Source organism: Haloferax sp. KTX1, from assembly GCF_902410085.1.
GTDB classification, from domain to species: domain Archaea; phylum Halobacteriota; class Halobacteria; order Halobacteriales; family Haloferacaceae; genus Haloferax; species Haloferax massiliensis.
Window position 1 is genome coordinate 21,632 of sequence record NZ_CABPRH010000022.1, and the last position, 6,668, is coordinate 28,299.

The following is a 6,668-nucleotide window of genomic DNA, read 5'->3' on the forward strand; positions in this document are numbered from 1 at the left end:
ACCGCGCGTCCCCCTCGCACCGATTCATAACGGAACTGAGGTGTCTCCGCGGTCGGCCGGCATCGTCCCGCCGATATCGTCGCCCTCTTGTCGCCCCGCCGTCGTCCTCGGCCCGCTCGCTCCCTCCCCCACTCCATTACAGGCGTAACTGTGTAATTTAGTTGGTCAGGGTCACGCCGCCACGGGCGGTCGTCGTAGACGCCGGAGCGTTGACGCCGCTATCGCGTCGCCTCGAACGCCGCCTGCGCCGCGTCGAGTACCTCGTCGTGTGCGCGCCCGTTGGACGCGACGAGGCCGGGCTGCCCCGGTCCCCACCCGTTCCCGCGAATGTCGGTTACCGTCCCGCCCGCGCGCTCGACGAGATAGGCTCCGGCGACGGTGTCCCAGGCGTTCGGATGCTCGTCGAGTCCGACCACCGCGTCTATCGAGCCGTCGGCGAGTCTCGAAAGCGTTAGCTGCGTCGTTCCGAGCTTCCGCATCTCCCCGAACGTCCCGAAGACGTCCCCCGAAAGCCGTTCGATTCCCGGTCTGTCACCCTCCCGGTACCGGAGCGTCGAGGAGACGAGAAAGGCGCTGGTGTTCGGTTCGTCGTTGACCGAGATGGGCAGTCCGTTCCGCTCGACTCGCGCCTCCGTGGCGACGTACGTGTCGCCCGTCTCGGGTGAGACGTTCACCGCCGCAATCGGCGTCTGGTCTTCGACGACGGCGACGCTCGTCACCCACTCGCGGGCCCCCCGCGTGTAGTTTTGCGTCCCGTCTATCGGGTCGATAATCCACGCGTAGCCCGACTCGGGACGGTCTTCAGTTCGTCTTCCTCCTCGCCGACGACCGCGTCGTCGGGGAACTTCCCTCGAATCTCCGCGATGACCCGCCGTTGCGTCTCGCGGTCGACCTCGGTCACGAGGTCGATTTCGTCGTCCTTCTGTTCGATGTCAAGTTCGGTCCTGAACCGCGCCGACGCGTGCTCTGCTCCCACTTCCGCGGCGGCGACTGCGACTGCTTCGCGGGGGTCTGCGTCCATGACGACTGTGCATTACGCGGCGAGAAAAAGCCTCGGACAGCGGACAGCGCTTCTGTCTCTCCGCCGCCGACGCCGACGGCACCGTGTGGCTGACCGCGGCGGCCGTCGGCACGTCGCCCGTAAGCGGGACCCGGTTCGGCGTCACCGACGGGTCTGGACTGGGGATGCCCGACAGAAACGCCCGCGTGTACGGGTGTGCGGGCTCGGCGAACACCGTCACCGCCTCGCCCGTACAACCGGCCAATGATGCCGTCCCCGCCGCCGACGTTCCGCCTCGTATCTCGGTCAAACCTCGACGCTCGATATCCGCGACTGACGTCGTCTGGTCAGACTCTGTAGAACGACTCAGTTCGAGTATCATATGGTATATATACAACATAAATTTACTATTAATAATGAGTTTGGTAGTTGATTGTCACACTATGTGGGGTCCCGTGAGTGGCCGTCGTCTTCGCACGAGATGGGGGCGAACGCGGGCCGCGCCACGCGCTCGCCGGGCGACCCCACGGGACACAGAGCGGGTCAGTCGAGATAGCCGAGTTCGCGGAGTCGCTCCTCGACGGCCGCGTCGCGCTCGGCGGCGACCGTCCCGGTGAAGTCGATGGCGTCGCGGCGCTCGCGTAACTGACGGTGCAGCGGCCGCCAGTCGGCACCCTCTGGGTTCGGAATCGGGACGAGTTCACCCGCGTCGGCCTGCAGGTCGAACCCGTACAGTTCGTCTCCCCGCGAAATGAGTTTGTGGGTGGGCAGTCTGACGCCGATCTGTAACGCGGACTCGTCGATGCGACCGGGCGTCTGCCGGGTCGACGCGACCTCCGTCACGGCCGGTCGTTCCGGAATCGCTCTCCCCTCGATTGCGGGCCGGAGCGACCGCCCCCTGAACGACGACGGGGCGTCGACGCCGGCGTAATCGAGGACGGTGGGCGCGATGTCGACGTGTCTGACCTGCGTGTCGACGACGAGCGGGCCGGCGATTTCGCTCGCGGGCGGGCGAATCAAAAGCGGGACGTGAACCAACTCGTCGTACAGCGCGGGTTCGTGACCGACCTGTCCGTGCTCGAAGAGCGCCTCGCCGTGGTCGGCCGTGACGACGACGAGCGCGTCGTCGCCGACCGCCGAGAGGAGCGCTCCGACGCGCTCGTCCGCGTGCCGGACCGAGGCGTCGTAGAGTTTGCGTACCAACTCGCGTTCTCGTTCGCTGAGGCTGTCCGGGGCGTGTTGCGCCCGCGTCGTCAACTGGGTTGCCGACGACCGACCCAACCGGACGCCGACGGCCTCGCGGTGTCGCTTCGGCGGCGTGTAGGGCGCGTGCGGGTCGAGGAGGTGGACCCAGACGAAACTGTCCGCCGGCGCATCGGCGAGCGCTCGCCGCGCCAGCGACACCTCGTCGGCCCCGCCGCGAAGGCGGTACAGCGGGGCGCTGCCGAACCGGAACAGGTACTGTGCCGCCCGGTACACCGGGTGGTCGAGGCCGAATCGGTTGATAAGGAACTCCCGGCCGCTATCGAGCGTCGGGGAACTGAACGCCCCGACGTCGCGGTAGGACTCGTAGCCGCGGGCGTAGCCGTATCTCTCGCCGAGCCACGGGTTCGCGTGAATCCCGGTACAGGTGTATCCGGCGTCGGCGAGCCGTTCGCTCAGGAGCGTCCGGTCCTCTCGAATCCGTTCGTACCCCCCGAAATCGAGCGGGTACGTCGATGTCAACAGCGCCGGAAACGCGTACGGCGTCGCCGGGCCGTGACTGACGGCCTGCGTGAAGACCGCGCCGCGCTCGGCGAGCGACTCCAGGGCCGGCGTTCGTGACGCTGTGCTGTTCGGCATGAACGACGCGTGGCTGGCGCGCCACGCGTCGACGGTGATGAGTAGCGTTTTCATTCGTCGGATACCTCGGCGGACGGTGCGCGGTCGCTGTCGATTCGTGACGGGCGAGCGGGAGACGCAGGTGGCGGACCGGCGGTCAGCCCCGCGGGAAACGCCGCCAGTCGAGCCACGCCGGACCCGCCTGTCTCGGCGGGGCCGGAACCGCCGGTCTCGGCGTCGCTTTCGCTTTCGTTCGAGTCCACGTCAGCGTCGCTTTCGTTCGCGTCGACGGACGGGTCGTCCTCGGCCGGGACCGAGTTCAGTTCCATCCACAGCTCGGGGGGCACCGCGCCCCCCGCTGCGGTCGTTCCGTTCCCCGAGCCGCCGGTTTCGTAGTCGGTCGACTGGAGCACGACGCGGACGGCTTCGAACCGAGCCGTCCCGTCGCCGCCCGCCTGTGCCCCGCGGAACTCGACGCCCGTCGTGGGTCGGTCGAGCGTGAACGCGAGCGTCACGTTCTCCCAACCGTCGGTCGCGCCGACGGTCCGCTCGGCGACGACCCGGCTGTTGTGGCCCGCGCCGACGTTCAGCCGTAACACGGGGTCGTCGCCGGTGCTCTCGACGTTCACGCGGTAGGTCGCGGTGTAGTTCCCCGGCGGAAGTTCGATATAGGGGCCGAACCAGAGGTTGCCCTCGCCGGCCCCGCTGCCGACGATTTCGTCACCGACGACCCGCGCGTTCTCCTGACTGAGTTCGAACTCGCCGGCGTCGAACCGCTCGTCGAACTCGTAGTCGTCGTCGATGAGAGCGATCCGCCCGCTGTACCCCCGTTTGTAGACGTAGATGCCGTCTTGGTACTGATAGAGACCGTACTCGGTTCCGAGGCGGTCGCCGAAGGCCGCTTGGACGGCCCGCGACCAGTCGTACGGCCGACCGGTGAGGCGGGTGTCGTAGAGAACGTACTCCGGCGTGATAGCTCCGTACTCCCGTTGGTACTGGTGGAACATATCGGGTCGAACGACGTAGTTCGCGTTCGGCCGCATCGCGACGTGGGGGTAGATATCGTTCTGCGTGAGCAACGACGCGTCGGCGGGAATGCCGTCGATGGCCCGTTCGAGCGTCTCAGTGTGTTCGTTCTGCGTCGGTACCGGGACGACGTTCAGGTCGAACCCGACGACGGCTCCCGTGACGATGTTGATGGCGATGACGGTCGCCAGCAACCGAAACAGGAGCTCCTGAGACGGTATCGAAATCGCGCTCCGGCCCACGACGCGGACGGCTCCGATGTAGAGAAACGGGAGGAGGTAAAGCGGGTAGTGCGCGCCGAACATGTAGTAAATCGACCGCCCCGCGAAGAACCACGAAAACAGGAGGTACGGGGCGAGCGCACCGACCGACACCTCGTCGTTCAGCGAGAGGAAGACGACGGGGACGAGAAAGACGACGAAGTAGAGCAGCTTGTCGGAGAGGTTCACGCCGAGCGCGCTGACGATGAGCGTCGGGTCGCGCACGCCGAGCGCGAGTAGCTCGCCGACGCCCACCCGCGGACCGACGTACGGCTTGAGCGGGCCGGCGATGGACGCCATCGGGATACCGCCGTAGAGGCTGAATCGGTCCATGACCGCCCCGGAGAGCACCTGCGCGAACAGGACGAACAGGAAGCCGGCGAGGAGCACCCAGCGCTCGTCGTCGAGTCGGCCGCCGCGGTACGCCGCGACGACGAGGCCGGAGAGCGCGCCGATGACGATGAAGATGACGAACTCGTTCGTGAGGAGTACGAGCGCGAGAAGGCCCAAGAACGCGACGTATCGGCGGCGGGCGTACGCGTAGTACGCGCCGAAGATGAGCACCGGGAGCAGCGACTGCTCCTGGAAGTCGAACAGCCACGCCGACCAGAGGAACGGGTTGAGCGCGTACGAGAGGACGACCGCCCCGGCGAGGCGGTCGCTCCGGATGTGCGTTCGGGCGACGAACCAGAGGGCCAGCACGCTGGACGCGAGGAGGAACGACTTCGCGACGAGGAGCGTCATCGGCGACCGAACGACCGCGAAAAGCGGGAGGAATAACAGGAGCGTCAACGAGAAGTGCGCACCCCAGTAGGAGCCTTCCGGGTGACTCACGCGGTACTTCCCGTGGATGAGAAATCCCTGTCCGTCGAGGGTCGTCGAGAGCATGTGGACGTACGAGCCGAAGTCGGACCCCGTCGTCCAGTACCCCCGGTAGAGCTGGACCGTGAGGAGGCTGAACACGACGAACACCCCGGCCGAGACGGCCACGACGGACCACGTCGGTCTGTCGACCTTCGCCAGTCGCTCCTGCACCGCGGGCCAGCCGAGGTCGCCCGCGACCGCGCCGTCCCGATTCGCCTGCCAGACGAATCGGTCGCTGGCGGTGAAGCCCCAGAGCGCGCCGACGCCGATAGCGGCGACGTTGGCCACGAGGTAGTGCAGTCCGAGGAGTTCGACGAACGCGACGAGCGCGACGACGCCGATGGCGATACCGACGAGCCGCGTCATCCCGTACTTCGTCGCCCGCCACGCCCACGGCCGGTGTCCGATGCTCCCGTAGGACCGCCACGTCCAGCGGTCGTTGATGACGAAGTTGACGAACGTGCTCACGACCCGACCGACCGTGCCACCGATCACGTACGAGAGGCCGCCGATGCCGCTCACGAGGAACAGTAACCCCTCGTTGATACTGATACCGACGAGGCCGACGATGAGGTACTGGACGAACCGCCTGTTGCGCCCGGTGATCGGGAGGGAACGGAGTCGGTCGACGACCGACTGGTCGCCGCTCATCCGACGACCTCCGGGGCGTACTCCGGAACCGTCTCCCCGAGCAGTAACCGCCTGAGTTGCGGGTAGACGACGTCGAATCCGTGCGTCTCGCCTTCGCGGCGCGCGATTCGACACCGCTCGTCGTAGCCGTCGCCGCGTTCCCACTCGTCGTACAGCATCGCTATCGCGCCGAGCATCTCGTCCGGCGTGTCCCGGTGGAGGACCGCCTCGTTTTCGACGTCGTGGGTCGGTAGCGACGTGGTGACGACCGGCGTTCCGGAGGCGCACGCCTCGTTTATCACCATGCTGTCGGTGTCGACGCGGGCCGCGTGGAGGACGACGTGCGCTCGGGCGTACGCGTCCGCGAGTTCGTCCTCCGTAAGGAACCCGAGGTCCGTGACGTGCGGGTCACTCCCGGTTCCGGTCGCCAGTAACCGAACGTTCGGCGGGAGGCGACGGGCGACCGCTCGCGCCGTGTCCCATCCCTTCTCGCGGATGCGCGCGGCGGTAACGAGCACGGTGAACTCGTCGTCCAGCGGGACTCTCCCCGGACGGAAGCGGTCGGTGTCGACGAAGTTGGGGATGTACACCGTGTTCGGGTGCGGCGACCTGAACGCGGGCGTCACGGTGTGGACGGCGGCGTACCGTCTGAGGTCGGTCGCGCCGATGGTTCGGTAGAGCGCCTTCACGACCGTCGGAACCGGTCCGTAGTGCGATTCGAACAGCCGCGGCGAGACGTAGACCCACGAGTGAATGCCGGCGATGGTCCGGCTTGCGCCGGTGAAGAACAGTTCGGAAAGCGGCGCGTAGAACACGTACGCGGTATCGTACGCCGAGAGGTCGTGTCGCCACGCTTCGCGGTACGGGACGGCCGCGTCGAGAACGTCTCTGACGGCGACGCGGCGCGTGTTCCCGGGCGCGTACGGGAGCGCGTGGACGGCGACGTTCACGCCGTCGGCGGCGAGTCGGTTCGCGAGGGCGGCGGTCCACTTCTCGCCGCCGCGGTAGTGTTCGAGCGAGAGGTGCGGACAGAGCGCAACGCGCATCTCGGTGGCGGTGGCGGTAGC

General features: G+C 67.3%; 4 protein-coding genes and 1 pseudogene. All 5 read right to left on the reverse strand.

Annotation, left to right across the window (positions count from 1 at the left end):
* Positions 1 to 218: 218 nt before the first annotated feature.
* Positions 219 to 1,021: pseudogene (locus FY251_RS20315) on the reverse strand (inositol monophosphatase family protein).
* The gene (locus tag FY251_RS23355; RefSeq protein ID WP_342765788.1) at positions 933 to 1,400 is read right to left on the reverse strand and encodes a hypothetical protein; all 468 of its coding nucleotides are present in this window, start codon (positions 1,398 to 1,400) and stop codon (positions 933 to 935) included. Before FY251_RS23355 ends, FY251_RS20315 begins: the two are co-directional and overlap by 89 nt.
* 143 nt (positions 1,401 to 1,543) lie before the next feature.
* The gene (locus FY251_RS20320) at positions 1,544 to 2,896 is read right to left on the reverse strand and encodes a sulfatase (RefSeq protein WP_148416793.1); all 1,353 of its coding nucleotides are present in this window, start codon (positions 2,894 to 2,896) and stop codon (positions 1,544 to 1,546) included.
* Positions 2,893 to 5,622 (reverse strand): GtrA family protein, encoded by a 2,730-nt coding sequence (locus FY251_RS20325; RefSeq protein ID WP_148416794.1) that lies wholly within the window; start codon positions 5,620 to 5,622, stop codon positions 2,893 to 2,895. The genes FY251_RS20320 and FY251_RS20325 overlap by 4 nt, the downstream gene beginning before the upstream one ends.
* Positions 5,619 to 6,647 (reverse strand): glycosyltransferase, encoded by a 1,029-nt coding sequence (locus FY251_RS20330; RefSeq protein ID WP_148416795.1) that lies wholly within the window; start codon positions 6,645 to 6,647, stop codon positions 5,619 to 5,621. Before FY251_RS20330 ends, FY251_RS20325 begins: the two co-directional genes overlap by 4 nt.
* Positions 6,648 to 6,668: the final 21 nt, after the last annotated feature.

Excerpts from the sequence above, each read along its gene's own strand:
- FY251_RS23355 (WP_342765788.1), bottom strand. The coding sequence starts at position 1,400 with ATGTTGTATATATACCATATGATACTCGAACTGAGTCGTTCTACAGAG.
- FY251_RS20320 (WP_148416793.1), bottom strand. The coding sequence starts at position 2,896 with ATGAAAACGCTACTCATCACCGTCGACGCGTGGCGCGCCAGCCACGCG.
- FY251_RS20325 (WP_148416794.1), bottom strand. The coding sequence starts at position 5,622 with ATGAGCGGCGACCAGTCGGTCGTCGACCGACTCCGTTCCCTCCCGATC.
- FY251_RS20330 (WP_148416795.1), bottom strand. The coding sequence starts at position 6,647 with ATGCGCGTTGCGCTCTGTCCGCACCTCTCGCTCGAACACTACCGCGGC.